The following is a 275-nucleotide window of genomic DNA, read 5'->3' on the forward strand; positions in this document are numbered from 1 at the left end:
TCACGCCAGAACTGAAACCAGAATTTCTGACAGTAAGCAGCCTGGCGTTATCACATCTGGAAAGAATATTTATATCAACAGTGATGAACTCTTGAATTTTGTCAGTAAGATGAGTGCCGGTAAAGATATTTTCTTGACAGGAATTAATTTTATTAATGAAAGCAGAATAACAGGCGTGCTCAATAATTATATTGTATATACTGAGAAGGAAACTGAAGGTAATGTATCTTCCAGTGGTGAAGTCTATATCAGGACAGACTTTGACAGATCAGGAA

Origin of the sequence: Photorhabdus antumapuensis (genome assembly GCF_020387775.1) — a bacterium.
Lineage (GTDB): Bacteria > Pseudomonadota > Gammaproteobacteria > Enterobacterales > Enterobacteriaceae > Photorhabdus > Photorhabdus antumapuensis.